We start from the raw sequence: 25340 nt of genomic DNA on the forward strand, positions 1-25340 counted from the left end.
TTAAGGGAAAGAGCGATGTCTTACGAAACGATCCGCGTCGAAACCGTCGGCCTTGTCCGCAGCATCGTGCTCAACCGGCCAGAGCGGCTCAACGCCTGCCCGCCCAATATGGCGGTCGAAATCGGCGATGCGCTCTATGACCTCGAAGGCGCGCGCGCTGTCGTGATCACGGGCGAGGGTCGGGCGTTCTGTTCGGGCGCCGATCTGGCTGTCAGCGGCAAGCGCAGCGTCGCGGGCGGGGCAGGCAGCTACAAGGCACTGACAGAGAGCTACAACCCGATGATCGCAAAGCTCTCGCGGCTTTCGGTCCCGATCGTTACAGCGGTCAACGGCCCTGCCGCCGGCGTCGGCTGCTCTATCGCACTGATGGGCGATTTTGTGCTCGCGGCGAAGAGTGCCTATTTTCTCCAGGCTTTCGTCAACATCGGTCTCGTGCCCGATGGCGGTGCCAGCTGGGTCCTGCCGCGGCTGATCGGCAAGTCACGTGCGCTTCAGATGATGATGCTGGGCGAACGGGTCGGCGCCGAAAAGGCCGAGGAATGGGGCATGATCTACAAGGCGGTCGACGATGCCGCGCTGGCTGACGAGGCCATGGCTCTCGCCGAGCGGCTCGCCAACGGGCCGACCGTGGCGCTCGGTGTGATGCGGCAGAACGTGGCGCGTGCGCTCGAAACCGATCTGCCCGCCGCGCTGCTTATCGAAGCCGAAGGCCAATGGAAGGCTGGTGACAGCAGCGACGCCAAGGAAGGCATCAGCGCCTTCCTCGAAAAGCGCAAGGCAGACTTCAAGGGCAAGTAAGTGCATCTCGAACACGATCCCGCAGCCCCGGCGGCAGACATCATCGGCTTTGAGGATTTCCTCAAGGTCGATATCCGCATGGGCACAGTCGTGAGCGCCGAACCCTATCCCGAAGCGCGCAAGCCCAGCATCAAGCTGGCGATCGACTTCGGGGAGGGCATCGGCGTGAAACGTTCGAGCGCGCAGATCGCCGTGCTCTATACGCCCGAGGAACTGGTCGGCCGGCAGGTGGCGGCGGTGGTCAATTTCCCCCCGCGCCAGATCGGGAAGTTCATGTCCGAAGTGCTGACGGTGGGCTTCCCGGACGAGGAAGGCCGCGTCGTGCTTTTTGCACCGGACCGAAAGGTTCCCAACGGCGCGCGGCTGTTCTAGCCCCGCGCCAGTTCCGCATCGAGAAACGCGGCCACGTCCGCGAGGTCCACGTCCTTGGCGAGGAACGTCTGCCCGATCCCGCGCATCAGCAGGAAGGGCAGGGTGCCTGCATCCATCTTCTTGTCGTGCAGCATATGCGCCTTGAGCCGCGCGCCGTCGCACATGAGACCGAGCGCCGCGAGCGAGGAGGGCAGGCCCGCCGCGCCGATATGGCCCGCCACACGCTCCGCATCTTGGCCGTTCATCAGCCCGATCCGCGCCGAGTAGCGCGCGGCCAGCACCATGCCGAGCGCCACGCCCTCGCCGTGGAGCAGCCGGTCCGAAAAGCCCGTCTCGGCTTCCAGCGCATGGCCGAAGGTATGACCGAGGTTGAGCAACGCGCGCACACCCAGCGTTTCCTTCTCGTCCGCCGCGACGATCCGCGCCTTGGCCGCGACACTCTTTGCAATCGCATGTTCGCGCGCCGCTGCGTCGCCCGCCAGAAGCGCCGGGCCATGTGCCTCGCACCAGTGAAAGAAGTCGGCATCGTCGATCAGACCGTACTTCACGACCTCGGCGTAGCCTGCCCGCGTCTCGCGCGGTGGCAAGGTATCGAGCGCCAGCGGATCAGCCAGTACCAGCACCGGCTGATGGAACGCGCCGACCAGGTTCTTGCCCGCCGTAGTATTGATCGCAGTCTTGCCGCCCACGCTGGAATCGACCTGCGCGAGCAAGGTCGTCGGCATCTGGATGAAACCGCATCCGCGCTTCACCATCGAGGCGGCAAAGCCGGTCAGGTCGCCGATCACACCGCCACCGAGTGCGATCACGCTGTCTTTGCGCTCCACACCCTGTTCGAGCAGCCATTCCGCCGTCTGCGCGAGATATTGCCAGCTCTTGGTCGATTCGCCGGCGGGCAGGACCAGCCATGTGCTGGTAATGCCGTGCGCTGCAAGCGAGGCCTCGACTGGCCCGCGCCAGGCTGCGGCGACCCGTTCGTCGGTCACCACCGCCACCTTGCCGCCACGGATGAACGGGCGGCAGTGCTGGCCGGCAGCCGCCAGCAGCCCGGCCTCGATCCGCACCTCGTAGGGCGCGCCGGCGATGTTTACGGGTATCACAGCCATGCGTCGATTGCCTTCAGGATGGTGACCACAGTCGCCTGGTGGGGCTGGTTGCCACTGGTCACGTGGATCGGCGCCTCGGCATAGGCGGGGCCGCGTTCGGCCTTGAGCCGGGCGAGGATCTCGCGCGGGTTGCCGGTCTTGAGCAGCGGCCGGTTGCCCTTGCGGCCCACGCGCGCCACCAGTGTATCGACATCGCTGTCGAGCCAGATCGCGATGGCGCGCTTCAGGATCAGCGCGCGCGTCTCGGGATCCGCGAAGGCCCCTCCGCCGGTCGCCAGCACTCGCCGTTCGGACGCACCGTCCTCGCCCAGCAGCCGTGCGATCACCCGCCGCTCACCGCTGCGGAAATAGGGCTCGCCGAACTGGGCGAAGATCTCGGGGATCGACATCTGCGCCGCCTTCTCGATTTCCTCGTCGGCATCGCAGAAGGGCATCGCCAGAATGGAAGCCAGCTTGCGCCCAACCGTCGTTTTGCCCACGCCCATCATGCCGACCAGCACGATCGGCCGGTCGATGCGGGCGGCCAGACGCTGGATCGCGCCGGCCGGGAAGGCGGGGTCGTCATGCTCCATTGCCGCGCCGCCTATAGTTGCGCTAGGGCCAAGCGCAAGGGTTGTACAAGAGCCGTGGCCGCGCCTTCTTCCGGGGCGAGCGAGCGGCCTCGGGAGCGTTTCAGGTGCAAGGTCGATTTCTGCCCATTCTTCGCATCGTGGTCATGGGCAGCCTCTTGGTGGTGGTGGCGATAGTGGCATTGGCATGGATCATGGGGGATACGCAGCAGACCCGCTGGATCGAGACGCCTGTTGCGCTGCCAGATGCAAAGGCTGCCTCGTGATGCAGCGCCGTCTGCGCCTGGCCTTGCTGGCCTGCAGTGCTGTCGCCGGACTTTCGGGGTTGGCCGTCGCTGCGCAGGAATCGCTGCTTCCGCCAGGTTTCGATGAAAAGCCGGCCCAGGCGCCGCGCAAGCCCCCCTCGCCGCCACGTCCGGCAGGGTCCGCCGCCGCACCGGCGCCGGCCCGGACCTCTGCACCTGCCGTCGTTACTATCCAGCGGCCGGCGTCCTCGCCAACTGCGCAAGCCGTATCCGTGCCCCAAGTGCAGCCGGTTCCTGATGCGGCAGCGCCCGCCGTACCGGCCGCGCCGGGCAATGCGCTCGCGGGTATCGACCCGGCCTTGATCGACCAGCTCGTCGCCAGCGCCAAGCCCAAGGCCGATATTCCGCCGCAGGCGCAGCGCAGCCTCGCGCGTGTCGGTTTCTACGATCAGGCGGACGGGGGCTTTCCCGCAGTCTCAAGCCATTACCTCAATGGTCCGTTCGTGGCTGGGCTGCTGACCGGGCTGCGCGGCGAACTGGTCTCGCGCTGGGGGCACATCCTGCTTCGCCGCGCGCTGGCGAGCCGGCTCGATACACCGGTCGGCATGAACGGGGCGGATTGGGCTGCGCTGCGCGCGCAGGCGCTGCTCCGTATGGGCGAGGCTGATGCCGCCCGCGCAATGGTGCAGGAAGTGGACAACGGCTTCTACACCCGCACTCTGGAAGACGCGGCGATGGGCAGCTTCCTCGCCACCGCCGATCCCGTCGGGCTGTGCCCGATCACCGCGCTCACGGCTGCGGGCCGGGAGGGCGCGGACTGGGCCCTGACGCGCGCGATCTGCACGGCCTTTACCGGCGGTGAGGGTGCGCCGGCGCTTGCTGTGCTCGACAATGCGATGCGCAAGGGCACCGCTGCCAAGATCGACATTCTCCTCGCGCAGAAGTTTGCCGGTGCCGCCAGCCAGGGCCACCGCGCGGTGAAGATCGAATGGGGCGGAGTTGACAGCCTGACCCCATGGCGCACCGGCCTCGCACTCGCGACCGGGCTGGAGCCGCCCGAAGCGCTGCGCAAGCAGGCGGGTGCGGCTTATGCGGTGCTCGCCGTACGCGCGCCGATGCTCTCGCTCGCCGCCCGCGCCGAAGCAGCGGATATCGCCGCCGAGTGCGGCATCCTCTCAGCAGCGGCCATGGTCGATCTCTACAGCGAGATCCACGCACTTGAAGAGCCCGATGCGACCTGGGGACCTCTCTCCGATACGCTGCGCAGTGCCTATCTTGCTGCCGAAGCCGCCGACCGCTTGGCCGCAATCCGCAGCCTTTGGGGTGATGCGAGCAATCCGGACCGGGCGTACTCGCGCCTTGTCCTTACCGCCTATGCCGCCGCGCGGATCACTCCGGACGCCGGCCTTTCCAGCGATGCCAAGGGGCTGATCGCCTCGATGCTCACCGCCGGACTCGATCGCAATGCCGCGCGCTGGGCTGGTGTTGTGCCCGCGGGCAGCGAGGCCTGGGGCCTGATTGCGCTGGCAGCGCCCACCAAGCTGGCCGCGATCGGTGCCGACACGCTCGGCACCTTCCAGTCGGATGATACGAGCAGCGGCGGGCTGCGCTCGCGCTTCCTGCTGGCGGGGCTGATGGGCCTCGGGCGCGTCGATCCGGGTACCGCACGCAAGGTTGCCGATGACCTCAAGCTCGATCTCGCGCGGGAGACCCGCTGGACCAGGGCCATCGATTCTGCTGCTGGATCCGGCAATGCGGTGCTTGTCGCGCTGCTGGCCGGGTTCGGGATGCAGGGCAGCGGGTGGGACAAGATGACCCCGCTGCACCTCTACCACATCGTCGCCGCGCTGCGCCGTGCCGGTTTGGAGGGCGAGGCGCGGATGATCGCGGCGGAGGCCGTGGCGCGGGTCTGACGGGGTGAGCGATCCTATCGCTGCCTTCCTTGCCATGCTCGCCGCCGAGCGCGGTGCCGCGTCCAACACCATCGCCGCATATGGCCGCGATCTCAGGTCTGCACGCGCGGAAATCGGTGATCTGCTGACGGCGGACAGTGTAGCGCTCGCCCGGCTTGCCGAGGCGTGGAGTGATCTTGCCCCTTCCAGCCTTGCCCGCAAGGCTTCCGCGCTCCGCCAATTCTACGGTTTTCTCGCCGACGAGGGGCTGCGCAGCGATGACCCCAGCGCCGCCCTGCCGCGTCCGCGCACCCGCAGGCCGCTGCCCCGGCTTCTGGGGCATGGCGAGATCGCTGCACTGTTTGCCCGCGCCGAGGAAGACGCGCGCGCCGGGGAGGGGGAGGGCGCGCGCATGCTCGCCCTGATCGAACTGCTCTATGGTTCGGGCCTGCGCGCTACCGAGCTGGTTTCGTTGCCGATGGCCGCAGTGCCGCGCGATGCGCCGTTCCTGATGATCACCGGCAAGGGCGGCCAGCAGCGCATGGTCCCGATCAGTGCCCGTGCCGGTGCGGCGCTCGCGCGCTGGCTGGCCTTGCGTCCCGGCGGGGGGCGCTGGGTGTTCCCCAGTCCGCGCGGCGGCCATCTCACCCGTGTGCGACTGTTCCAGCTGCTGCGTGATCTGGCACTGCGGGCCGGGCTCGATCCTGAAAAGGTCAGCCCCCACGTGCTTCGACATGCCTTCGCGACGCACCTGCTGGAGGGCGGTGCGGATCTGCGCGTGCTGCAGACCCTGCTCGGCCACGCCGATATCGCGACGACGCAGATCTACACCCATGTCGATGCCGCGCGGCTTGTCGCGCTCGTCAATTCCCGCCATCCGCTAGGCTCGGAAGCGGGCCGTGCAGCGCAAAACGCCGCGCCGGAGGTTGACCAAGCGGCCAGCCAGCCCTAGCGCGACGCGGATGATTTCCTATCTCGAATTCGAAAAGCCGATCGCCGCGCTCGAGGCGCGCATCGCCGAGTTGCGTGTGACGGCGCAGGATGGCGCGCTCGACATCACGGCAGAGATCCGCCGGCTCGAGGCGAAGTCCGCCGAGCTTCTCGCCAGCACCTACCGATCGCTGACGCCCTGGCAAAAGACGCAGGTTGCCCGCCATCCCTCGCGCCCGCACTTCCGGGATTACGTGCGGCTGGCCTTCACCGATTTCATGCCCCTGGGCGGCGATCGCAAGTTCGGTGAGGACAACGCGATCGTTGGCGGATTCGCCACGCTGGAGGGCCGCGCGGTCATGCTGATCGGCCACGAAAAGGGCCACGATACGCAAAGCCGCATCCACCACAACTTCGGCATGGGCAAACCCGAGGGCTACCGCAAGGCGGTGCGCCTGATGGAGATGGCGAGCCGCTACGGGCTCCCGGTTGTCACGCTTGTCGATACATCGGGCGCGTTTCCCGGTGTCGAGGCGGAGGAGCGCGGTCAGGCAGAGGCCATTGCCCGCAGCACCGAGGCCTGTCTGGCGCTGGGCGTGCCAATGGTCGCGGCGATCGTTGGTGAGGGCGGCTCGGGCGGTGCGGTTGCTCTGGCAAGTGCCGAGCGCGTGCTCATGCTCGAACATGCAGTCTATTCAGTGATTTCGCCCGAAGGTTGCGCCTCGATCCTGTGGCGCACCGCCGAAAAGGCACCCGAAGCGGCCGAGGCCATGCGCATGACAGCGCAGGACCTGCTCGGGCTTGGTGTGATTGACCGGATCGTGCCCGAACCCGTTGGCGGCGCGCACCGTGATCCGGCCGGCACCGCGCTGGCGCTCGGCAAGGCGATTGCCGGCGAACTCGCGGCACTTGCGGGCAAGCCCGCCGATACGCTGCGCGCGCTGCGCGCCGAACGGTTCCTCCGTATCGGCGCCTGACGAGCGCCACTTTCTGCCTGGTCCTTCCCGGACCAAATGCTTCTGGTCTTGTCGCGGCGGGCAAGGTTAGACTGGTGGAGCGTCACTGCCGCAGGTGCCCTTCGCGCTGCAGCGGCGGATAGAGGGGAGAGACCATGAGCAATCGTCCGCTTCACGCCCTGTTGCTGGCGGCAGGAGCCGGCAGTTTCGTGCTGGCAGGCCCTGCGGTGCCGACATCGCAGGCCGAAGCGCAAGGCGCGGTTGCAACTATCAGCGCGGCCGACAAGGCGCAGGGTGCCAAGGCCCATCCGCAGCTTCTTTCCGAATTCGGCGGGGCGCTGACGGGCCCGCAGGCGACCTATGTTGAAGGTGTCGGCAAGACGATCGCCCTTCAGTCCGGTCTCGGCAACGCACGCAGCGATTTCACGGTCACGCTGCTGAATTCACCGGTGAACAACGCTTTCGCGATTCCTGGCGGCTATGTCTATGTCACGCGCCAGCTCGCCGTATTGATGAACAACGAGGCGGAACTGGCCGGCGTGCTTGGCCATGAAGTTGGCCATGTTGCTGCCCGCCATTCGCAGAAGCGCGAGAGTGCTGCCACGCGCAACACGATTCTCGGCGTGCTTGGATCGGTGTTGGCGGGTGCCGTGCTCGGCAATTCAGCGCTTGGCCAGCTCGGGCAGAAGATCTTCTCTACCGGCAGCCAGCTCCTCACGCTGAAGTACTCGCGCGGGCAGGAAAGCGAGGCCGATGCGCTGGGTGTCACCTATCTGAAGCGCGCGGGGTATGATCCGAGAGCCATGGGCACCGTGCTGCGCAGCCTGGCGCAGCAGACTGCACTGGATGCGCAGCTGACCGGGAGCACAGACAGGGTGCCGGAATGGGCGAGCACGCACCCCGATCCCGCCTCGCGCGTGACCACCGCGCTGGCGCTGGCCGGGCCGAACGCTCGGGGCATGACCAACCGCGACACTTTCCTTACCCGCATCGATGGCCTGACCTACGGCGATGATCCGAAGCAGGGTGTGGTTGACGGACGCAAGTTCCTGCACCCCGGCTTCCGCATGAGCTTCCAGGCACCGCAGGGCTTCTACCTCGTCAACGGTACGCGCTCAGTCTCTATCTCCGGCCAATCCGGCAAGGGTGAGCTCGCCACGGCGCCGTTCTCGGGCAATCTCGATGCTTATGTCCGCGCGGTTTTCGCCGGGCTTTCGGATCAGCAGCGACTCGTGCCCGACACGGTGCGCACGACCACGGTCAATGGCATCCCGGCGGCCTATGGCGTGGTACGCGCGGACACCGGTGACGGGACGCGCGATATCGTAGTCTTCGCCTATGCCTGGGGGCCGGAGCAGGCCTTCCATTTCACCACGATCAGCGCGGCGGGAGAAGCCGGGGCGTTCGATCCCATGTTTTCCTCGATGCGCCGCATCACGATTGGCGAGGCTGGGGCTTTACGCGCGCGCCGGCTGCTCGTGGTGACGGTGAAGAAGGGCGATACGCTGCAGGCAATGGCCCGCCGCATGGCCTATGATGACCGGCCGCTCGACCGGTTCCTCGTCCTCAACGCGCTCGATGCGTCAAGCCAGCTTGTGCCGGGCACGCGCGTCAAGCTGATCGTCTATTGATCACCCGCACACGGAAGAGGGCACCGGTGCCGGCACCCTCTTATTGCCAAGCCATGCTGGCAAAACGCCTGTTTAGAACGGACCCTTGCCGTCCTGCGCGTTGGCCATCTTGGTCGAGATCTGCGTGAAGGTGTTCGACAGCGAGTTGCCGAGCGCGCCCATCGCGACGACCGCGCCCGTGGCGACCAGCGCGGCAATCAGGCCGTATTCGATCGCAGTTGCACCGCTCTCGTCGGCCAGGAGTTTGCGGAAAAGGGTCATTGCGAAAAATCCTCAAGGGCAGCGACAAACGACACGTCGATGAAGCGCGCTACATCGACACCCTGGTCATCCAGCCAGTGACTGCGAGATTACCCGGCACTTCCTGAGAAATACTTAAGAACGCGCCATTGCTGTAAGATTATCCGGCAATCTTCAGTGCGCTTATAATGCGAAAACAAAACGGGGGCGTGGAACACCACACCCCCGCTCTGCGTTCGTATGCTGGAAGCGCTTGTGCTTAGAACGGACCCTTGCCGTCCGAAGCATTGTTCATCTTGGTCGAAACCTGGGTGAACGTGTTTGAAAGCGAATTGCCCAATGCCCCCATGGCCGTGATGGCGGCGACTGCGATGAGTGCGGCGATGAGGCCATATTCGATGGCCGTGGCGCCTTCCTCATCGCGAAGAAGCGTCCTGAAAAGTGTCATGCGAATGGTCCTCCACCTGACCGCCTGCGCGGCCCATGTGCGCTTTCGCTGGTTACGACCCCCCGGCCGCACGAAATTGCAGGTGTCAAATTATCCGGCAATTCCTGACAAAGGGTAAAGCGATGCTGCGCTTGGATGATCGCAACGTGCCGATGTGTTGCCGGCGGCGCAGCGTCTGTCACGATGTACACCGAGGCGGTGGGATCAGGCGAAACCTCTATTTCTTCGCGTTCTTGAGGTTGCCGTCGATCGTCTCGTACATCAGGAAGAGAGAGTTCACGAACGCGCTCATGCCGAAGAACATGGTCATTGCGATCACACCGATCAACAGGCCATACTCGATGGCGGTGGCCCCCGTCTTGTCAATCAATGGCTTTCGGACAAAGTCCCACATCGGTCGGAAGCCCCTGTCCGCGTCTAGGTACATTTTATGATCCATAAGACTAACATATAATAAATGGATGCAACGTTCCTTGCAGCAGACCCGGCAACGCTGCTCGTCGTCGCGCTGGCCCTGCTCGATTCATCCGACCGCGTTCTGATGCAGCGCCGGCCCGAAAACCGCGCCCAAGGCGGCTTGTGGGAATTTCCCGGCGGCAAGGTCGAACCATGTGAAGGGCCTGCCGCGGCTCTCGTCCGTGAAATTGCCGAAGAACTTGGCATTTCCATTCACGAGAGCGATGTGACGCCTCTGACATTCGCCGCCAGTCAGGCTGATGGTACGACAAGACCTATTGTTCTGCTGCTTTACACCTGCCGCAACTGGCAGGGTGAGCCAGTGCCGGAACCGGGAGCGGCGATTGGGTGGTACGAGACAGAGGCGCTCGGCGCATTGGCGATGCCGCCATTGGACGTCCCGCTGGCGGCTGCGTTGCATCTCTTTGTAAAAAACCCGTGATAGGACTTGCCAAGCCCGGTAGGCGGCTATAGAGGCGCGCTTCCACGCACCCGTAGCTCAGCTGGATAGAGCATCAGACTACGAATCTGAGGGTCGGGCGTTCGAATCGCTCCGGGTGCACCATTTTCCCAAATCTTTGAAAACAAGCGCTGCGGTATGGTCCGTGGAAGCGTTCCGTTACGCGTTTCTAACTCGGTCTGCATAGCTATACGAACAGCCTTGACCGTTGCGGATTTCAGGCACTTGGTCCTATAGCGACCCACGGCGAACCCGTTTTTGGCGGGGGCTGCCAGGACCCGTGCCCTCCCCAGGCTGCCAGACAAGGAATCACCGCATTGGCCCAATCCGCCAAGCCGCGCGCACCCAGGGCGACCAAGCCCAAAACCGCGCCCACCCCGGCCGCTCCGGTCGCCGCCCCGGAAGATGAAGCCTCCTTCGCCTTGCGCAGCCTCCAGCAGGCTCACGCGAACAACAAGCGCTATGACGCGAGCGACGAGGAACTGCTGCGCTTCTACGAGCAGATGGTGCTGATTCGCCGCTTCGAAGAAAAGGCGGGCCAGCTTTACGGCCTTGGCCTGATCGGCGGCTTCTGCCACCTATACATTGGCCAGGAAGCGGTTGCTGTCGGCCTGCAGTCGGCGCTGAACGAAGGGCACGACAGCGTCATCACCGGCTACCGTGATCATGGCCACATGCTGGCCTACGGGATCGATCCCAAGGTGATCATGGCAGAGCTCACCGGGCGCGGCGCCGGCATCAGCCGCGGCAAGGGCGGTTCGATGCACATGTTCTCGACCGACCACAAGTTCTACGGCGGCCACGGCATCGTCGGCGCGCAGGTGCCGCTGGGCGCAGGCCTTGCCTTTGCGCACAAGTATCGCGGCGATGGCGGCGTGTGCATGGCCTATTTCGGTGATGGCGCGGCCAACCAGGGCCAGGTCTACGAAACCTTCAACATGGCCGCCCTGTGGCAACTTCCTATCGTCTTTGTCGTTGAGAACAACGGCTATGCCATGGGCACCGCGGTCAAGCGCGGCTCGGCGGAGACACACTTCCACCGCCGCGGCACGGGCTTCCGCATCCCCGGTATGGACGTCAACGGCATGGACGTGTTGGAAGTGCGCGCGGCCGCCGAAGTCGCGCTCGATTATGTCCGCGCGGGCAATGGGCCGGTGCTGATGGAACTCAACACCTATCGCTATCGCGGCCACTCAATGTCTGATCCGGCGAAGTATCGCAGCCGCGAGGAAGTGCAGGAAATGCGCGACCATCACGATCCCATCGAAGGCGCGAAGCAGGACCTGCTGCGCCGGGGCGTGAGCGAGGATGCGATCAAGGCGATCGACAAGAAGATCCGAGCCATCGTAGCCGAAGCCGCCGATTTTGCCGAAAGCTCGCCCGAGCCGGCACCGGCTGAACTCTACACCGACGTGCTGGTGGGGACCTACTGACATGGCGATCGATCTGAAAATGCCCGCGCTTTCCCCCACCATGGAGGAAGGCACACTCGCCAAATGGCTGGTCAAACCCGGCGATACCGTGAAGTCCGGCGATATCATTGCCGAGATCGAGACCGACAAGGCCACGATGGAATTCGAGGCAGTGGACGAAGGTGTGATCGGCGAACTCATGGTGGCTGAGGGCACCGAAGGCGTGAAAGTCGGAACCGTGATCGCGACGATCAGCGGTGACGATGAACTGGCAGCGCCTTCGTCCGCACCCGTCGCTGCCCCGGCGCCGGCCCCAGCGCCGGTCGTGGCCGCTCCGCCGCCACCGCCAGCTCCCGTTGCAGCGCCCGCTCCGGCGCCCGTCGCTGCTGTCCCCGCTGGCACGGTCATGGTCGCCACCACGGTCCGCGAAGCGCTGCGCGATGCAATGGCCGAGGAAATGCGCGCCGACGATCGCGTCTTCGTGATGGGTGAGGAAGTCGCCGAATATCAGGGCGCCTACAAGGTCACGCAGGGCCTGCTCGAGGAATTCGGGCCGCGCCGCGTGATCGACACTCCGATCACTGAATACGGCTTTGCCGGCATCGGCACCGGCGCGGCCATGGGCGGCCTTCGTCCGATCGTCGAGTTCATGACGTTCAACTTCGCCATGCAGGCGATCGACCACATCATCAATTCAGCGGCCAAGACGAACTACATGTCCGGCGGCCAGATGCGCTGCCCGATCGTGTTCCGCGGCCCCAATGGCGCCGCCTCGCGCGTGGGCGCGCAGCACAGCCAGAACTATGCACCGTGGTATGCCTCGGTGCCGGGCCTCGTGGTGATTGCCCCCTATGACGCCGCCGATGCCAAGGGCCTCCTGAAGTCCGCGATCCGCAGCGAGGACCCGGTGGTCTTCCTCGAGAATGAACTGGTCTATGGCCGCACCTTCGATGTGCCGGCGCTCGATGATTACACGGTGCCCATCGGCAAGGCCCGCACGATGCGGGCCGGCCGTGATGTCACTATCGTCAGCTACTCCATTGGCATCGCGCTTGCCCTGGAAGCCGCAGAAAAGCTGGCAGCGGAAGGCATCGAAGCCGAAGTCATCGACCTGCGCACGCTGCGCCCGCTCGACAAGGACGCGGTACTCGAGAGCCTTGCGCGCACCAACCGGATGGTCGTGGTCGAGGAAGGCTTTCCGGTCTGCTCGATCGCCTCGGAGATCATCAGCCTCGTGATGGAGGAAGGCTTCGACCACCTCGACGCCCCTGTTCTGCGCGTGTGCAACGAGGACGTGCCGCTGCCCTATGCCGCCAATCTCGAAAAGCTCGCGCTGGTCGATACGGCGCGGGTGATCGCGGCGGTCAAGAAGGTCTGTTATCGCTGAGATTGTGGCACCGATCTGATGGAGCAGACCTCCAGCGATCTCGAACTCAGCCCACCTGAACGGCTCGCGGTGCTCTATGCACCGCGCCGCCTTCAGGCGCTGTGGGAAGGCTTCCTCCTGCTTGACCGGCGGCTTGCCGATGCCGCGCGCGAGGGGCGTGATCCGCTCATGATCCAGCTGCGCCTTGCGTGGTGGCGGGACCGGTTCGAGCAACCTGCCGCCCAGTGGCCGCTGGGCGAGCCGCTTCTCACGGTGCTGCGCGCGTGGGACGACGAGCGCGCGGCGCTGCGGGCGATGGTTGATGGCTGGGAAGCCCGGATCGTCGGCGAGGATGGCGGCACCGAACTTGGCAAGGCGCGGGTCGAGGCGGTCTGTGCGCTCGGGAGGCTGAGCGGCGTCCGCCCCGACGATGCCGTCCGCCGCGCCGCCGCTGAATGGCTAGGCCTCGATCCCCCCGGCGCATCGCCCCCGATCCTTCCCGGCGGCCTGCGTCCCCTGGTGATCCTGCGCGGGATGGCGCTGCGCGAAGCGGCAGGGCGCCCCGGCGGCCCGGTCCGCGAATTCCTTGCCATTCTGCGCCTAGGCTTGCTGGGGCGCTGAAACTCTCGCCAAAATGGCAGGACTTGCCCCTGCCGCCCATGCGCTTTGCTGCTTATCCTAGGGACAGTACTTAGGGAGGCCTGGCATGAACCGAATGCTTGTGGGCGCGCTCGGCGCACTGTTGCTCGTGGCTTCGGGGCTGTTCTGGTGGCAGGGCCGAGCGGCCGTCACGCCGCCCGCCGCTCCCAGCCACCTTGCGCTCGCCTCCGCTGCACCGGCAGACGAGGCGCTGCCGGATTCCGATGCGGGTGATGCAGTAGGCCCCGGCCTGCCCGAAGCCAGCGAGCAGAGCCGCGAGGCGAAGCGCTTCGACCGGCTCGACAAGAACCGCGACGGCAAGATCACACGCACCGAAATGCTCAGCCCACGCGTCAAGGACTTCCGCAAGCTCGACGTCGACGGCAACAACCTGCTGACATTCGACGAATGGTCCGTCGCCACCGACAACCGCTTCAAGGGTGCCGACAAGAACGGTGATGGCGCGCTCAGCCGCGAGGAGTTTGCCACGACGAAGCAGAAGGCGGCGAAGAGGCCTGCCTGCAAGTGCAAGTAGGTCAGCCGAGCGCCGGCAACCACCCTGCAAGATCCGCTTTGGCCCGCGCCGTATAAGCCTCCTTGCGCTGCTTCTTCTTCGTCGCGGGATCGGGCGGCGGAAAGAGCCCGAAGTTCACGTTCATCGGCTGATAGGTCTCGGCCTCGGCATCGCCGGTGATATGGGAAAGCAGCGCCCCCAGCGCCGAAGTGTGCGGCGGCGCGGTCCACTCTCGGCCGGCGATCTCGGCCGCCGTCATCAGCCCTGCCAGCAGCCCCACCGCACCGCTTTCGACATAGCCCTCGCAGCCGGTGATCTGCCCGGCAAAGCGGATGTGCGGTGCCGATTTCAGCCGTAGCTGGCGGTCCAGCAAAGTCGGCGAATTGAGGAATGTGTTGCGGTGCAGGCCGCCAAGGCGCGCGAACTCCGCCTGCTCCAGCCCGGGAATCGTGCGGAACACCCGCACCTGTTCGGCGTGCTTGAGCTTGGTCTGAAAGCCCACCATGTTCCACAGCGTGCCCAGCTTGTTGTCCTGCCGCAGCTGCACCACGGCATAGGGCCAGCGCCCGTTCGGGTGCTCCGCCGTCGCCCAGTGCGGATTGTCGAGCCCAACCGGCTTCATCGGCCCGAAGCGCAAGGTCTCCACCCCGCGCGCGGCCATGACTTCAATGGGCATGCAGCCGTCAAAATAGGGGGTCGAGGCCTCCCATTCCTTGAACTCGGTCTTCTCGCCCGCCAGCAGTTCCTCGCGGAAGGCGAAGTACTGGTCCTTCGTCATCGGGCAATTGATGTAGTCGCGCCCGTCGCCGCCCATGGCGATGCTGGCTTCCGCCCCCTTGTCCCAGCGCGACGCCATCCAGGCCACATCCATGTCGATCGTGTCGCGATAGACGATGGGGGCGATGGCATCGAAGAACGCGAGGCTCTCCGCCCCGGTGGCGGCACCGATGCTGGAGGCGAGGGCAGGGGCCGTCAGCGGCCCCGTCGCCACGATGGCGAGGCCTTCCGTCGGCAGCACATCCACCCGCTCGCGCACCACTTCCAGCGTGGGCTGCGCGGCCAGCATGGCCTCGACTTCGGCCGAGAACACATCCCGGTCCACCGCCAGCGCCGATCCTGCCGGCACCCGCGCCTTGGCCGCTGCCGTCATCAGCAGGCTGTCGCACTGGCGCATCTCGTAGTGCAACAGGCCGACCGCGTTTTTCTCGTCATCGTCCGAGCGGAACGAGTTGGAGCACACGAGTTCGGCAAGGCCGTCGCTGTTGTGCGCCGCCGTGCTGTCACCGCCTCCCGGCAACCTGGCACCCCGCATTTCCGAAAGCCGCACGCGGATGCCCCGGCGGGCGAGCTGCCACGCCGCCTCGCTCCCGGCCATGCCGCCGCCGATGATGTGAACCTGATGCGTCATACGCGCCGCATTGGCATTGCGTCCCGGGCCCCGCAAGCCCTAGGGACAAAGAGGGAAGGGGAGAGCATGCCGCAGCGCGCCTTGATCGAACAACGTCCCTGGCTGCTCGCCAGTCTGATCGCAGGTATCAGCTACTGGTTCGTCGCCGGCAGCTGGATTCCTGGGCTCTACCTCATCCTGTGGAAGGGTGCTGGTGTCGGCCTGCTGGCGGTCTACGCTTGGGCGCATCATCCCGTTCGCGATGCCCACCGCATCGCCCTTGTCATGGCGCTCGGGGCAATCGGCGATATGGCGCTCGAAGTGAATTTCACGGGCGGGGCGACGGCCTTCCTCCTCGGCCACCTCGTCGCCATCGCGCTCTATCTGCGCCATCATCGGCAGGTGATGTCAGCGGCGGAGCGGATCACCACGGCGGCCCTCCTGCTGGCCATTCCCGCCGCGAGCTACGGCCTGACCGGCAGGACTGAAGTCGCGCTCTATGCCCTCGGTCTCGGGGGGATGACGGCAGCTGCCTACGCCAGCGATTTTCCGCGCGTGCGTGTCGCGCTCGGTGCGGCGCTGTTTGCCGTTTCCGATCTTCTGATCTTTGCCAGAATGGGACCGCTGGCGGAAAGCCGGATACCGCACTTGCTGGTCTGGCCGCTGTATTATTTCGGGCAGTTCCTCATCACCGTTGGGGTGATCGGCACGCTGCGCCGCAAGGGCGAGTTCAGCGCACCCTAGCGCTGGCTCAAGCCATCAGGGCAGTAGAACCGCCCCGTCCGTGGCGCGCGCAAGCGGTCCGTGGGCGGTCACCGCGCTCAGCGGCAACGGAGCGTAGATATGCGGAAACAACTGCCCGCCGCGCGAGGGCTCCCACTTCACCGCATCGCCCAGCGCCGAAAGATCCACCGCCGCAACAAACAGCCGCGTCTGGCCGGCAAAGTGCTTGTCCACCGTCTCGGTCACCTGCTCGGCGGCAGAAAGGTGGATGTAGCCATCTGCCAGATCGATGGGGGCCCCGGTGAACACACCCTTCCGCAGCAGCACGTCCATCTGCTCTGCCGTCAGAACCTTGTAGGCAACGCTCATGCTTCCGCGTCGCTCCCAGCACCATCACCAGCGCCGGCTTCTGACCCGGCTTCTGCCTCAGCCTCGCCCTCTTCCTCGGCCAGACGCACCGCACTCACCACGTGCTCGTCGCCCGAGACGTTGAACAGCCGCACACCTGCCGACCCGCGTCCGATCACGCGCAACGTATCGAGCGGCAAGCGGATGAGCTTGGCCTGATCGGTCACCAGCATGAGCTGGTCGGCCTGCGAAGCCGGGAAGCTCGCCACCACCGGGCCGTTGCGCGCGATATTGTCGATATTGGTGATGCCTTGGCCGCCGCGACCGGTGCGGCGATACTCATAGGCCGAGGAGAGCTTGCCATAGCCATTGGCGCAGACCGTCAGGATGAACTGCTCGCTCGCCTGCAGTTCGGCAAAGCGATCGGGTGAAAGCGCCGGTTCGCCTTCCTTTTCGCCCTTCCAAGGAGCGAAGCGGACATATTCCTCGCGCTCCTCGGCGCTGGTGCCGACGCGGTGGAGGATCGAGAGCGAAATGACCTCGTCGTCGCCCTTCAGCGTCATCCCGCGCACGCCGGTCGAGGTACGGCTCGTGAATTCGCGCACTTCATCTCCGGCAAAGCGGATCGCCTTGCCGTTGCGCGTCGCCAGCAGCACATCGTCGGTGGGATCGAGCAGCGCGACGCCGATCAGCCGGTCGTCGTCGCCTTCCTCGAAGCGCATCGCGAACTTGCCATTCGAGGGGATGTTGGCGAACGCATCCATCGCGTTGCGGCGAACGTTGCCCTTGGCCGTAGCGAACACCACCGAGAGCTTGCCCCATTCCGCTTCGTCCTCGGGGAGGGGGAGCACCGTCGCGATCGTTTCGCCTGCATCCAGTGCCGGCAAGAGGTTGATCATCGGCCGCCCGCGCGTCGTCGGCCCGCCTTCGGGCAGGCGCCAGACCTTGAGGCGATAGACCTTGCCCGCGGTCGAGAAGAACAGCACCGGCGTGTGGGTCGAGGTGACGAACATCGTCGCCACCGCATCCTCTTCCTTGGTCGCCATGCCGCTGCGACCCTTGCCGCCCCGGTTCTGCGCGCGGAAGGTGGAGAGCGGGGTGCGCTTGATATAGCCGTCGAGGGTGATCGTGACGACCATGTCCTCGCGCTCGATCAGATCCTCGTCCTCGATCCCGTCGGCGGGTGCGGTGATCTCGCAGCGGCGCGGAGTCGCATAGGCATCGCGCACGGCAACCAGTTCCTCGCGCATCACCGCAAATAGCTTCTCGCGATCGGCGAGGATCGCGAGATATTCCGCAATGGCCTTCGCCAACACTTCGAGCTCGGCGCCGATCTCGTCGCGGCCCAGCGCGGTCAGGCGGTGGAGGCGCAGATCGAGGATCGCGCGGACCTGCGTCTCGCTCAGACGATAGCTGCCGCCGGCGCCTCCCAGCGCCTCGTCCTCGATCGCCTCGACCAGGCGGATATATGGCGCGATCTCGCCAATCGGCCATTCGCGCGCCATCAGCGTCTCGCGCGCCAACGCCGGGTTGGCCGAGCCGCGGATGATCCGCACCACTTCATCGAGGTTCGAGACCGCGACGACGAGGCCGAGCAGGATATGGGCCCGGTCGCGCGCCTTGTTCAGCTCGAACTTGGTGCGGCGCTGGATCACTTCCTCGCGGAACTGGACGAACGCCTCGATAATGTCGCGCAGCGTGAGGATTTCCGGCCGACCGCCGCGGATCGCCAGCATGTTGGCGGGGAAGTTCGCCTGCGCCGGGGTGTTGCGCCAAAGCTGGTTCAGCACGACTTCCGGGGTCGCATCGCGCTTGAGGTCGATGACCACGCGCACGCCTTCACGGTTTGATTCGTCGCGGATGTCCGAGATGCCCTCGATCCGCTTGTCCTTGGCGGCCTCGGCGATCTTCTCGACCAGGCTGTTCTTGCCGACCTGATAGGGGATCGACGTCAGGACAATAGACTTGCGCCCTTCGCCGCGGCCACCCTTGGTGTCCTCGATCACATGCCGTGCGCGCATCACGATCGATCCGCGCCCTTCGTGATAGGCCTTGCGTGCGCCGCTCACGCCCAGGATCAGCGGTGCGGTGGGGAAATCGGGCGCCGGGATGATCTGGATGAGTTCGTCGATCGTGATCGCCGGGTTGTCCATATAGGCCAGGCAGCCATCGATCACTTCGCCGAGGTTGTGCGGCGGGATATTGGTCGCCATGCCGACCGCGATGCCACCTGCGCCGTTGACCAGCAGGTTGGGGAAGCGTGCCGGAAGAACATGCGGTTCGCTCTCAGAGCCATCGTAGTTGGGCTGGAAGTCGACCGTGTCCTTGTCGATATCCGCCATCAGCGCATCGGCCACCTTGGCAAGCCGCGCTTCGGTGTAGCGCATCGACGCCGGCGGATCGGGGTCCATCGAGCCGAAGTTGCCCTGGCCATCGATCAGCGGCAGGCGCATCGACCAGTCCTGCGTCATGCGTGCCAGCGCATCATAGATCGCGCTGTCGCCATGCGGGTGGTACTTGCCCATGCAATCGCCGACGATACGGGCGGACTTGCGATAGGCCTTGGTCGAGGTGAAGCCGTTTTCGTGGCTGGTCCACAGGATGCGGCGGTGGACGGGCTTCAGGCCGTCGCGCACGTCGGGCAGCGCACGGCTTACGATCACGCTCATCGCGTAATCGAGGTAGCTCGTCTTCATTTCATCGACGATGTCGATCCGCTGGAACTCGTGGTCCGGCAGCGGGGCGGGCGGGTCGATCAGGCCGGTGTCATCGCTCACGTCGGTGGCTATTTCGCTCTGTTGTCAGGAATGTGTAAGCCCTAGGCCAAAGCCCCGCCAAACGCCAGAAAACGGCCCCGGCAGTGACGCCTTATCCACATGTGCGAGCACCCCTCCGCAGCTTTCCTGAACAATGAGACGAAATGACATTCAATCCGGGTTCACCGGGGGTTCTCCACAACAGCAGGGCGTTGCCAAAACGCCAATTCCGCGTCAGAGGTCCGCCGCGGTGGAAGTGTGAAAGAAGTCCGTTCCGCCGATGTTTTGGGTTATGGCCTGCGGCAGGATGGAGATGGGGACCGGTCCGGTCTGCCAGCGTTTGGCCAAGAGGAGACGAAGTGATGCGGGGTAATGGAATGAAGTTCGTAGCGGCCCGGGCCGCGCTGGCCGTGGCGCTGTCGACCGGCCTTGCCGCCGGCGGCGTTCTGCTGGGCGCTGCGCCTGCCATCGCGAAGGACAAGGAAGCCCCGAAGGGCGGTTCCTATTCCAAGGAGTTCGTTGCGGCCGCAGCGCCGCTGCAGAAGGTCATCCAGGATATCCAAGCCGCGAAGGCCAAGGGCACCCCTGATGCGCAGATCAAGGCTGGCCTCGGCGATGCCGCCGCCAAGATGACGACCGTCGAAGCCGCGGTGAAGACCGGGCAGGATCGCTTTACCGTCGGCAACTGGGCCGTGGTGCTGGGCGGCGTGCTGCAGGACAACGGCATGCGCGCCCGCGGCATCAAGAACATGATCGACAGCGGCATGGTCGAGGCGGACAAGCTCCCCACCTTCAACGGCTACCTCGGCAGCTTCGCCTACAGCGCGAAGGACTACCAGGGCGCGATCGAACCGCTGACCAAGGCGGTGCAGGGCAATGTGGCCGATGACGCGGTTGCCGAAATGCTCGCGGATTCCTACACCCAGCTCGGCAAGCCTGCTGAAGGCATTGCCGCTCTGAAGGTCGCCTATGACACGCGCAAGGCCGCCAAGGGCGCGATCCCCGATGGCTGGTACACGCGCGGCAAGATCATCGCCTACAAGGCCAAGCTCGGGCCGCAGGCGATCGAGTGGGCGACCCTTGAAGTCGCCGAGCACCCGAACCCGCTCAACTGGCTGGGCGCCGGCCAGCTGACGCGCGAATTCGGCAACTTCGGCAAGGAGGAGTCGCTCGATCTCGGCCGCCTGTTCCTGCGCAGCGGCGCGTTCGACAACGACAAGCAGTACGTCGCCCGCGAGTTCATCGAGTATGTCCAGGCAGCCGACCCCCGTCGTCTCCCGGGTGAGACGGTGAAGGTCATCGAGCTTGGCCTGTCGAAGGGCGCGCTGGAGCAGAGCGACATGTTCGTCAGCGATTCGCTGACGCAGGCCAAGGGTCGCATCGCGGCCGACAAGGCGTCGCTGGTCGGCCTTGAAAAGGATGCCCGCGCGGCGGCAGATGGCAAGCTCGCCGTCGCCACGGCGGACGCCTACCTGTCGTACGACAACCCCGCCAAGGCCGAGGAGCTCTATCAGCTCGCGCTTACCAAGGGCGGCACGATCGACAAGGACCGCGCGCTGACCCGCCTCGGCATCGCGCAGTTCGATCAGGACAAGTACGAGGCTGCCAAGGCGAGCTTCGCCCAGGTGACCGGCGTGCGCGCCCCGCTCGCGCGGCTGTTCTCGGTGCTTGCAGCGGACAAGGCCAAGCCCTGATCGGCTGAGGCCTGCCGGCAAAAGAACAGGGGGCGGCCTCGCAAGGGGCCGCCCCCTTTCTCGTTCGGATCAGCGCACTTCCAGGAACGTGTCCGAGTCCTCGTCGAGGACATGCAGCACTCCGTCGGAAATCGCGAAGAATGCCCCGCGCAGACGCAGTTCGCCGGCCGCTTCCTTGCGGCGGACGCACGGGAAGGTGCGCAGATTGGCGAGGCTGACCTTCACGCCCGCCTGCTCCATCGCGCGTTCGGCATTCCGGCCGCTGGAACCGTGGGCATGGACGACGCCGGCGCGCGCGGAGCCGAGCAGGCCGATCCAGTCGTTGATGAAGCCGCCTTCGCCCGGCTCGGTGCCTTCCAGCTCCTGCGTCAGTGCCGCACGGCAGCCGCCGCACATGCCATGGCCGAGCACGACGATCTTGCGCACCTTCAGCACCTGCACGGCAAATTCGAGCGCGGCAGACACGCCGTGATAGCCGGGCGAGGTTTCGAAAGGCGGCACCAACGCGGCAACGTTGCGCACCACGAACATCTCGCCCGGGTCGGTATCGAAGATCTGGGCCGGATCGACGCGGCTGTCCGAACAGGCGATCACCATCACCGGCGGCTCCTGTCCCTCACGCAGCTGGTGCCAGCGCTCCAGGCGCGGGGTCCAGCCAGTGGTGCGGAAACGGCGATAGCCGTCGATGAGGTGATCGAGCTCGGGGGAAAACGGTTTGGCCATGATGGGCCTGTTGCCGCCTACGAATGCATCTTTCAAGTCATGCTTCATGCGCCTATCTGGACCGCCATGAATGATCAGTCCCCGATTGCCGCGCAAGAACGCCCGGCGCGCATCCGCAAGCCCGATTGGATCCGGGTCAAGGCACCCGTCAGCAAGGGCTATGAGGAAACGCGCGGTCTCATGCGCAGCCTCGGCCTCAACACCGTGTGCGAGGAAGCGGCCTGTCCGAACATCGGCGAGTGTTGGACCAAGAAGCACGCCACGGTGATGATCCTCGGCGATGTCTGCACGCGCGCCTGCGCCTTCTGCAACGTCAAGACCGGGATGCCGCGCAAGGTCGATGCGAGCGAGCCGGGCCATGTCGCCGAAGCCGCTGCCAAGCTCGGCCTCGAACATATCGTGATTACCTCGGTTGACCGCGACGATCTGCCAGACGGCGGCGCGAGCCAGTTCGTCAAGGTGATCGAGGCCCTGCGCGCCGCGACGCCGAACACCACCATCGAGATCCTGACCCCCGATTTCCGCGGCAAGATGCGCGCCGCGGTCGAGGCGATCATGGCGGCTGGGCCCGATGTCTACAACCACAACCTTGAGACGGTGCCGCGCCTCTACCCCACGATCCGCCCGGGGGCGCGCTACTACGCTTCGCTGCGCCTGCTCGAGGAAGTGAAGCATCACGATCCGCGCGTGTTCACGAAGTCGGGCGTCATGCTCGGCCTCGGCGAGGAGCGGCTCGAAGTGCATCAGGTGATGGACGACATGCGCTCGGCGGGGATCGATTTCCTGACGATGGGCCAGTACCTCCAGCCCACCCCCAAACATGCACCAGTCATCGATTTCGTCACGCCGCAGGCCTTTGCCGCCTATGGCGCGATCGCCCGGGCCAAGGGTTTCCTGCAGGTCGCGGCCAGCCCGCTGACCCGTTCCAGCTACCACGCCGGCGAGGATTTCGCCGAAATGCGTGCCGCACGGGAAGCCCAGCTCGCCAAGGCCGCCGCGAGGGGCTGATCCCATGCCGGTGATCAACCAGCAGCGGCATCTCGCATGGTCGGCCGAGGAGATGTTCGACCTTGTCGCCGATGTGAAGCGCTACCCGGAATTCCTGCCCTGGGTCGTCGCGACCCGCATAAAGTCCGACAGCGAGACCGAAATGGTCGCCGACATGATGGTCGGCTTCAGCGCACTGCGGGAGAAGTTCACCTCGCGCGTGATCAAGCAGCGCCCGAGCCGCATCGCGGTCGAATATCTCGACGGGCCGCTCAAGCGCCTCTCGAACACCTGGGAATTCCGCGCCGGGGAAGACGGCAGCTGCGTGATCGACTTCAACGTCGACTTCACGTTCCGCAGCGCGATCCTCGAAGCGCTCGCCGGCCAGTATCTCGACCGGGCGTTCCGCAAGATGGTCGCCGCTTTCGAAACGCGCGCGGAAAAGGTCTACGGCAGCAGAAGTTCAAGCGCGACCAGCGCGGCCTGAAGCCGCACCTCGGCGCGGGTTTTCGCGGTCTCGAACACCTTCTGCTCGGCCACCACCGCTTCGGGATCCTCGCCGCGCTCGGCCTTGGCGAAGACCACGGTGCCGACCGGCTTCTGTTCGCTGCCGCCGTCCGGCCCGGCAATCCCGGTGATCGCCACCGCAACCGACGCGCGCGAATGCTTGAGCGCGCCTTGCGCCATCGACCAGGCGACCGCGACCGATACCGCGCCGAACGTGTCGATCAGGTCGGTCGAGACGCCCAGCATTTCGTGCTTGGCCTCGTTCGAATAGGTCACGAAGCCCCGGTCGACCACGGCCGAGGAGCCTGCGATCTCCGTCAAGGCAGCAGCAACGAGGCCGCCGGTGCAGCTTTCGGCGACTGCGACCATGCGGCCGGCAGCCTTGTTTTCGGCAATCACTCGCGCGGCCAGCGCCGTGAGTTCGGGAGGAAGCAGCGTGTCCATCGCCTCAAGCCGCCGGGCAGATCGGGAGGTCGGACGACTTCGAGGCACCCACCGCGCTGCGCACTTGCGGCTTGTCGGCGAGCACGAGCATGAAGGTCACCAGCTCCGCGGTGTTTTCCGGGGGCAGTGGCGAGAGCAGGCGGGTCGCCCGCTCGATCGCCTTGCACTGGCCAGGCTTGATCCCCTTGGTCACGACGGCTGACACCATCCCTTCGGCGAACGGCTGCAGTGCCTCGTCCGACAAGGTGGAGACGAGGCTCTTGAGCTTGTCGTCGTTCCCGCCAAGTTTGATCAGCGCGGCACGGGCTTCGGGCCAGGCAGCAGTCTTGCGCGTGGCATAGCGCTGCACGAGCCCGGGGCCTTGCGTGGCGAACCAGCCCTGCGGCGAAAGCTGCGGGCGGCAGGTCTTCATGGTCGAATCCATCACCACTGGCAGCGCATAGGTAACAAGGCTCGTCACCTCGCGCTCACTGAGGCAGACGTGCCCTTGGGCGGCGGCCACTTCGGCCATCCCCAGTGCGGCGATCGCCGACCCCAGAGCCATGCTTCGAACCAGCGACATGAACTGCGCTCCTTCAAGCCCTCGCCACGACGGTTGCCACCGCCTGTGCCGAAATACCTTCGCCGCGGCCGGTAAAGCCGAGCCGCTCGGTGGTCGTCGCCTTGACGCTGACGGCAGCGATGTCAATCGCGAGAATCGATGCAAGCCGCGCGCGCATCGCCGCCTTGTGCGGACCGATGCGCGGCGCCTCGCAAATGATCGTCACGTCCACGTTGCCAACGGCGTAGCCGGCCTCGGCCACCAGCGTTGCAGCATGGGCCAGGAAGCGGTCCGAGGCGGCCCCGCGCCACTGCGGATCGGAAGGGGGGAAATGGTCGCCGATATCCCCGGCCGCCACTGCACCCAACAAGGCATCGACGAGGGCATGGATCGCCACATCGGCATCGGAGTGACCCGCGAGCCCCTTGGTATGCTCGATCTTCACCCCGCACAACCAGAGTTCCTCACCCTCGGCGAGGCGGTGGACATCGAAGCCCATGCCGGTACGCACGGCGGGAAGTGTCATGCTCTCATCCTTCAGGTCTTCGGCAAACGTCACTTTCTTCAGTCGCTCGTCGCCCGTAACGAGCGCCACGGCAAGCCCCGCCGCTTCGGCGACGGCGGCATCGTCGCCGGCATCGGCGGCTCCGTTCCAGGCGCGGTGCGCAGCGAGGATGGCGGGATAGCGGAACGCCTGCGGGGTCTGCACCCGGTAAAGCCCGTCGCGGTCGACAAAGGCGCCGCGCAGGCCTGCCGCGCCGCGCACCACGCTGTCGACCACCGGCAGCACCGGAATGGCGCCAGTCTGGCCTTCCAGCCCCGCCAGCAGCGCCGCGATCACGCAGCCAGGCAGATCCGGCCGCGCCGCATCGTGGATCAGCACACGTTCCGGTGCATCGGCAGCAAGCGCTTCGAGCCCTGCGCGGACGGAGCCTTGCCGGCTTGCGGCACCATGGACAAAGCGGACGCCGGGCACCCCGGCCAGCGCCTGCGCGGCGGTATCCTGCCAATTTGCCGGGATGACAACGACAATCGGCGCCACGCCTGCTTGGACGAGCGCCTCGACCGAATGCCGCACCAGCGGCTTGCCGCGCCACGTCGCGAACTGTTTGGGCACGCTGCCGCCCGCGCGCAGGCCTTGCCCGGCGGCGACAACAACGGCGGATGCGGGGGAGAGCGCCTTCATGCCAAGCCCC

General features: G+C 65.9%; 28 protein-coding genes and 1 tRNA gene. 17 read left to right on the forward strand and 12 right to left on the reverse strand.

Features of this window, described 5'->3' with window-relative positions; translation table 11 throughout:
* The first annotated feature begins 15 nt into the window (after positions 1–15).
* Both AQZ52_RS12330 and AQZ52_RS12335 read left to right on the forward strand, forming a co-directional pair.
* The gene (locus tag AQZ52_RS12330) at positions 16–798 is read left to right on the forward strand and encodes an enoyl-CoA hydratase-related protein (RefSeq protein ID WP_067911092.1); all 783 of its coding nucleotides are present in this window, start codon (positions 16–18) and stop codon (positions 796–798) included.
* Positions 799–1170 carry a tRNA-binding protein gene (locus tag AQZ52_RS12335; RefSeq protein ID WP_067911094.1) on the forward strand — a complete coding sequence of 124 codons (372 nt, stop codon included), beginning with the start codon at positions 799–801 and terminating at the stop codon, positions 1168–1170.
* On the opposite strand, the gene aroB is transcribed toward AQZ52_RS12335, so the two are convergent.
* Together aroB and AQZ52_RS12345 are read right to left on the reverse strand one after the other, a co-directional pair.
* Positions 1167–2276, reverse strand: coding sequence for a 3-dehydroquinate synthase (aroB, locus tag AQZ52_RS12340; RefSeq protein WP_067911097.1), 1110 nt, complete (start codon positions 2274–2276; stop codon positions 1167–1169). The two genes, AQZ52_RS12335 and aroB, sit on opposite strands and share 4 nt — an antisense overlap.
* Entirely contained in the window at positions 2267–2848 is a 582-nt protein-coding gene (locus tag AQZ52_RS12345; protein ID WP_067911099.1) for a shikimate kinase, read from the reverse strand. The genes aroB and AQZ52_RS12345 overlap by 10 nt, the downstream gene beginning before the upstream one ends.
* Before the next feature lie 41 nt (positions 2849–2889).
* Between AQZ52_RS12345 and AQZ52_RS12350 the strand changes: the two genes are divergently transcribed.
* The 5 genes from AQZ52_RS12350 to AQZ52_RS12370 all read left to right on the forward strand — a co-directional run bounded on the left by AQZ52_RS12350 (position 2890) and on the right by AQZ52_RS12370 (position 8499).
* On the forward strand, positions 2890–3111 hold the full coding sequence (locus AQZ52_RS12350; protein ID WP_067911101.1) for a hypothetical protein: 222 nt from the start codon (positions 2890–2892) through the stop codon (positions 3109–3111).
* 251 nt (positions 3112–3362) lie between these two features.
* Positions 3363–5003: a hypothetical protein gene (locus tag AQZ52_RS12355; RefSeq protein WP_338045507.1), complete on the forward strand. Its 1641-nt coding sequence runs from the start codon at positions 3363–3365 to the stop codon at positions 5001–5003.
* Between the two features lie 4 nt (positions 5004–5007).
* Entirely contained in the window at positions 5008–5934 is a 927-nt protein-coding gene (locus AQZ52_RS12360) for a tyrosine recombinase (RefSeq protein ID WP_205626475.1), read from the forward strand.
* Positions 5935–5944: 10 nt separating this feature from the next.
* The gene (locus tag AQZ52_RS12365; protein ID WP_067911105.1) at positions 5945–6889 is read left to right on the forward strand and encodes an acetyl-CoA carboxylase carboxyltransferase subunit alpha; all 945 of its coding nucleotides are present in this window, start codon (positions 5945–5947) and stop codon (positions 6887–6889) included.
* Between the two features lie 134 nt (positions 6890–7023).
* A complete protein-coding gene (locus AQZ52_RS12370) occupies positions 7024–8499 on the forward strand; it encodes a M48 family metalloprotease (RefSeq protein ID WP_067911107.1) in 1476 nt (491 codons plus the stop codon).
* Positions 8500–8571: 72 nt separating this feature from the next.
* Here AQZ52_RS12370 and AQZ52_RS12375 read toward each other — a convergent pair whose 3' ends face one another.
* The 3 genes from AQZ52_RS12375 to AQZ52_RS12385 all read right to left on the reverse strand — a co-directional run bounded on the left by AQZ52_RS12375 (position 8572) and on the right by AQZ52_RS12385 (position 9614).
* The gene (locus tag AQZ52_RS12375; protein ID WP_067911112.1) at positions 8572–8760 is read right to left on the reverse strand and encodes a Flp family type IVb pilin; all 189 of its coding nucleotides are present in this window, start codon (positions 8758–8760) and stop codon (positions 8572–8574) included.
* 238 nt (positions 8761–8998) lie between these two features.
* Positions 8999–9187, reverse strand: a complete 189-nt coding sequence (locus AQZ52_RS12380) for a Flp family type IVb pilin (protein WP_067911115.1) — start codon at positions 9185–9187, stop codon at positions 8999–9001.
* A gap of 217 nt (positions 9188–9404) precedes the next feature.
* A complete protein-coding gene (locus AQZ52_RS12385) occupies positions 9405–9614 on the reverse strand; it encodes a Flp family type IVb pilin (RefSeq protein WP_169793745.1) in 210 nt (69 codons plus the stop codon).
* A gap of 30 nt (positions 9615–9644) precedes the next feature.
* On the opposite strand from AQZ52_RS12385, the gene AQZ52_RS12390 reads away from it, so the two are divergent.
* From AQZ52_RS12390 to AQZ52_RS12415, 6 genes are all read left to right on the forward strand, one after another.
* Positions 9645–10085: a (deoxy)nucleoside triphosphate pyrophosphohydrolase gene (locus tag AQZ52_RS12390; protein WP_067911118.1), complete on the forward strand. Its 441-nt coding sequence runs from the start codon at positions 9645–9647 to the stop codon at positions 10083–10085.
* Between the two features lie 46 nt (positions 10086–10131).
* Positions 10132–10208 (forward strand) — tRNA-Arg (locus tag AQZ52_RS12395).
* 212 nt (positions 10209–10420) lie between these two features.
* On the forward strand, positions 10421–11536 hold the full coding sequence (gene pdhA, locus AQZ52_RS12400) for a pyruvate dehydrogenase (acetyl-transferring) E1 component subunit alpha (protein ID WP_067911127.1): 1116 nt from the start codon (positions 10421–10423) through the stop codon (positions 11534–11536).
* 1 nt (position 11537) lies between these two features.
* Positions 11538–12902 (forward strand): pyruvate dehydrogenase complex E1 component subunit beta, encoded by a 1365-nt coding sequence (locus AQZ52_RS12405; protein ID WP_067911130.1) that lies wholly within the window; start codon positions 11538–11540, stop codon positions 12900–12902.
* A gap of 18 nt (positions 12903–12920) precedes the next feature.
* Positions 12921–13502 (forward strand): hypothetical protein, encoded by a 582-nt coding sequence (locus AQZ52_RS12410; RefSeq protein WP_067911132.1) that lies wholly within the window; start codon positions 12921–12923, stop codon positions 13500–13502.
* A gap of 85 nt (positions 13503–13587) precedes the next feature.
* On the forward strand, positions 13588–14055 hold the full coding sequence (locus tag AQZ52_RS12415) for a CREC-EF hand family protein (protein WP_067911134.1): 468 nt from the start codon (positions 13588–13590) through the stop codon (positions 14053–14055).
* Position 14056: 1 nt separating this feature from the next.
* On the opposite strand, the gene trmFO is transcribed toward AQZ52_RS12415, so the two are convergent.
* Entirely contained in the window at positions 14057–15442 is a 1386-nt protein-coding gene (gene trmFO / locus AQZ52_RS12420; protein ID WP_067911139.1) for a methylenetetrahydrofolate--tRNA-(uracil(54)-C(5))-methyltransferase (FADH(2)-oxidizing) TrmFO, read from the reverse strand.
* 66 nt (positions 15443–15508) lie between these two features.
* Between trmFO and AQZ52_RS12425 the strand changes: the two genes are divergently transcribed.
* Positions 15509–16165, forward strand: coding sequence for a lysoplasmalogenase family protein (locus AQZ52_RS12425; protein WP_067911141.1), 657 nt, complete (start codon positions 15509–15511; stop codon positions 16163–16165).
* Between the two features lie 15 nt (positions 16166–16180).
* On the opposite strand, the gene AQZ52_RS12430 is transcribed toward AQZ52_RS12425, so the two are convergent.
* Positions 16181–16513 (reverse strand): DUF952 domain-containing protein, encoded by a 333-nt coding sequence (locus tag AQZ52_RS12430; protein ID WP_067911143.1) that lies wholly within the window; start codon positions 16511–16513, stop codon positions 16181–16183.
* Positions 16510–19269, reverse strand: a complete 2760-nt coding sequence (gene gyrA, locus AQZ52_RS12435; protein WP_067911146.1) for a DNA gyrase subunit A — start codon at positions 19267–19269, stop codon at positions 16510–16512. Before gyrA ends, AQZ52_RS12430 begins: the two co-directional genes overlap by 4 nt.
* A gap of 356 nt (positions 19270–19625) precedes the next feature.
* Here gyrA and AQZ52_RS12440 point away from each other — a divergent pair, with 356 nt between their 5' ends.
* Entirely contained in the window at positions 19626–20942 is a 1317-nt protein-coding gene (locus AQZ52_RS12440) for a tetratricopeptide repeat protein (protein WP_067911149.1), read from the forward strand.
* Positions 20943–21011: 69 nt separating this feature from the next.
* Here AQZ52_RS12440 and AQZ52_RS12445 read toward each other — a convergent pair whose 3' ends face one another.
* Positions 21012–21665, reverse strand: a complete 654-nt coding sequence (locus tag AQZ52_RS12445) for a carbonic anhydrase (protein ID WP_067911151.1) — start codon at positions 21663–21665, stop codon at positions 21012–21014.
* A gap of 66 nt (positions 21666–21731) precedes the next feature.
* Here AQZ52_RS12445 and lipA point away from each other — a divergent pair, with 66 nt between their 5' ends.
* A complete protein-coding gene (lipA, locus tag AQZ52_RS12450) occupies positions 21732–22673 on the forward strand; it encodes a lipoyl synthase (RefSeq protein WP_067912143.1) in 942 nt (313 codons plus the stop codon).
* Positions 22674–22677: 4 nt separating this feature from the next.
* The gene (locus tag AQZ52_RS12455) at positions 22678–23139 is read left to right on the forward strand and encodes a type II toxin-antitoxin system RatA family toxin (RefSeq protein WP_067911153.1); all 462 of its coding nucleotides are present in this window, start codon (positions 22678–22680) and stop codon (positions 23137–23139) included.
* Here AQZ52_RS12455 and AQZ52_RS12460 read toward each other — a convergent pair.
* From AQZ52_RS12460 to AQZ52_RS12470, 3 genes are read right to left on the reverse strand one after another with little or no spacing between them, the layout of a single operon-like run.
* Positions 23100–23603 (reverse strand): CinA family protein, encoded by a 504-nt coding sequence (locus AQZ52_RS12460; protein ID WP_067911164.1) that lies wholly within the window; start codon positions 23601–23603, stop codon positions 23100–23102. The genes AQZ52_RS12455 and AQZ52_RS12460 overlap by 40 nt on opposite strands.
* 4 nt (positions 23604–23607) lie before the next feature.
* On the reverse strand, positions 23608–24165 hold the full coding sequence (locus tag AQZ52_RS12465) for a hypothetical protein (protein WP_067911169.1): 558 nt from the start codon (positions 24163–24165) through the stop codon (positions 23608–23610).
* Between the two features lie 13 nt (positions 24166–24178).
* Positions 24179–25330 carry a bifunctional 2-C-methyl-D-erythritol 4-phosphate cytidylyltransferase/2-C-methyl-D-erythritol 2,4-cyclodiphosphate synthase gene (locus AQZ52_RS12470; protein ID WP_067911172.1) on the reverse strand — a complete coding sequence of 384 codons (1152 nt, stop codon included), beginning with the start codon at positions 25328–25330 and terminating at the stop codon, positions 24179–24181.
* Positions 25331–25340: the final 10 nt, after the last annotated feature.

The organism is Novosphingobium fuchskuhlense, assembly GCF_001519075.1.
Classification (GTDB): Bacteria; Pseudomonadota; Alphaproteobacteria; order Sphingomonadales; family Sphingomonadaceae; genus Novosphingobium; species Novosphingobium fuchskuhlense.

What these genes read in the sequence shown, in the direction of transcription:
- AQZ52_RS12330 (WP_067911092.1), top strand. Translation starts at nt 16, where the DNA reads ATGTCTTACGAAACGATCCGCGTCGAAACCGTCGGCCTTGTCCGCAGC.
- aroB (WP_067911097.1), bottom strand. Translation starts at nt 2,276, where the DNA reads ATGGCTGTGATACCCGTAAACATCGCCGGCGCGCCCTACGAGGTGCGG.
- AQZ52_RS12345 (WP_067911099.1), bottom strand. Translation starts at nt 2,848, where the DNA reads ATGGAGCATGACGACCCCGCCTTCCCGGCCGGCGCGATCCAGCGTCTG.
- AQZ52_RS12365 (WP_067911105.1), top strand. Translation starts at nt 5,945, where the DNA reads ATGATTTCCTATCTCGAATTCGAAAAGCCGATCGCCGCGCTCGAGGCG.
- AQZ52_RS12370 (WP_067911107.1), top strand. Translation starts at nt 7,024, where the DNA reads ATGAGCAATCGTCCGCTTCACGCCCTGTTGCTGGCGGCAGGAGCCGGC.
- AQZ52_RS12375 (WP_067911112.1), bottom strand. Translation starts at nt 8,760, where the DNA reads ATGACCCTTTTCCGCAAACTCCTGGCCGACGAGAGCGGTGCAACTGCG.
- AQZ52_RS12380 (WP_067911115.1), bottom strand. Translation starts at nt 9,187, where the DNA reads ATGACACTTTTCAGGACGCTTCTTCGCGATGAGGAAGGCGCCACGGCC.
- AQZ52_RS12385 (WP_169793745.1), bottom strand. Translation starts at nt 9,614, where the DNA reads ATGTACCTAGACGCGGACAGGGGCTTCCGACCGATGTGGGACTTTGTC.
- AQZ52_RS12390 (WP_067911118.1), top strand. Translation starts at nt 9,645, where the DNA reads ATGGATGCAACGTTCCTTGCAGCAGACCCGGCAACGCTGCTCGTCGTC.
- AQZ52_RS12405 (WP_067911130.1), top strand. Translation starts at nt 11,538, where the DNA reads ATGGCGATCGATCTGAAAATGCCCGCGCTTTCCCCCACCATGGAGGAA.
- AQZ52_RS12410 (WP_067911132.1), top strand. Translation starts at nt 12,921, where the DNA reads ATGGAGCAGACCTCCAGCGATCTCGAACTCAGCCCACCTGAACGGCTC.
- AQZ52_RS12415 (WP_067911134.1), top strand. Translation starts at nt 13,588, where the DNA reads ATGAACCGAATGCTTGTGGGCGCGCTCGGCGCACTGTTGCTCGTGGCT.
- trmFO (WP_067911139.1), bottom strand. Translation starts at nt 15,442, where the DNA reads ATGACGCATCAGGTTCACATCATCGGCGGCGGCATGGCCGGGAGCGAG.
- AQZ52_RS12425 (WP_067911141.1), top strand. Translation starts at nt 15,509, where the DNA reads ATGCCGCAGCGCGCCTTGATCGAACAACGTCCCTGGCTGCTCGCCAGT.
- AQZ52_RS12430 (WP_067911143.1), bottom strand. Translation starts at nt 16,513, where the DNA reads ATGAGCGTTGCCTACAAGGTTCTGACGGCAGAGCAGATGGACGTGCTG.
- AQZ52_RS12440 (WP_067911149.1), top strand. Translation starts at nt 19,626, where the DNA reads ATGAAGTTCGTAGCGGCCCGGGCCGCGCTGGCCGTGGCGCTGTCGACC.
- AQZ52_RS12445 (WP_067911151.1), bottom strand. Translation starts at nt 21,665, where the DNA reads ATGGCCAAACCGTTTTCCCCCGAGCTCGATCACCTCATCGACGGCTAT.
- lipA (WP_067912143.1), top strand. Translation starts at nt 21,732, where the DNA reads ATGAATGATCAGTCCCCGATTGCCGCGCAAGAACGCCCGGCGCGCATC.
- AQZ52_RS12455 (WP_067911153.1), top strand. Translation starts at nt 22,678, where the DNA reads ATGCCGGTGATCAACCAGCAGCGGCATCTCGCATGGTCGGCCGAGGAG.
- AQZ52_RS12460 (WP_067911164.1), bottom strand. Translation starts at nt 23,603, where the DNA reads ATGGACACGCTGCTTCCTCCCGAACTCACGGCGCTGGCCGCGCGAGTG.
- AQZ52_RS12465 (WP_067911169.1), bottom strand. Translation starts at nt 24,165, where the DNA reads ATGTCGCTGGTTCGAAGCATGGCTCTGGGGTCGGCGATCGCCGCACTG.
- AQZ52_RS12470 (WP_067911172.1), bottom strand. Translation starts at nt 25,330, where the DNA reads ATGAAGGCGCTCTCCCCCGCATCCGCCGTTGTTGTCGCCGCCGGGCAA.